This is a genomic window from Hymenobacter elongatus (genome assembly GCF_004745955.1).
Taxonomy (GTDB): domain Bacteria; phylum Bacteroidota; class Bacteroidia; order Cytophagales; family Hymenobacteraceae; genus Hymenobacter; species Hymenobacter elongatus.
The window spans coordinates 1-659 of record NZ_SRLD01000123.1; the positions used below are offsets into that span (position 1 = coordinate 1).

General features: G+C 60.5%; 1 protein-coding gene. It reads right to left on the reverse strand.

The window, feature by feature from the left end; all coding sequences use genetic code 11:
- Window positions 1–659: condensation domain-containing protein (locus tag E5J99_RS21040; protein WP_135499764.1), on the reverse strand; the 659-nt coding region annotated here is incomplete at both ends.

Sequence of the window (659 nt, forward strand, 5' to 3'; positions counted from 1 at the left end):
CACCAGCAGCAGCTCGTCCGTGCCGTCGGCGTGCCGGAACACGGCTGCCTGGAACAAGGGACCCGTGGCCAGCACGAAGCCCGCCTGCACGGACTCGCTCCGCAAGAGCTGCTGGGCCCGCGCTTCCTCGGCGCTCAAGCCCAGCAGGTCATGAACCGTCAATATATTTTCTACCTTCGATGCATACTCTTGCTGCCAGGCGCCTTCAGCATTCTGGCTGAAACGCAGGCGTAGTGCATCGTGATGAGTCAGCAGCTTATCCAAGCACTGACTTAGGTTTTCAGTGTTCAAACGCTCCTGACTGGTCAGCAATACGGACTGATTGTACTGCTGCTTGTCAACCTGTTCATTGTTAAGGAACCAGTGTTGAATGGGGCTCAACTCAACAGTACCGGTAGCAGTAGCCTGAGAAATCTGGCGGGTGAGCTTGGTAGCGCGCTGCGCCAGCTCGGCCAGTACAGGGTAGCCCAGAATGTCGGCCACTTCTACCGAATAGCCTTGCTGCCGCAGGCGCGACACCACCAGAATCGACTTAATAGAGTCGCCGCCGAGGTCGTAGAAGTTGTCGTGGCGGCCGATGGGCTCGCGGCGCAGCACGCCGGCCCACACCTGGGCCAGCCGGGTCTCGACCTCCCCGCGCGGGGCCTGGTAGTGCGCCT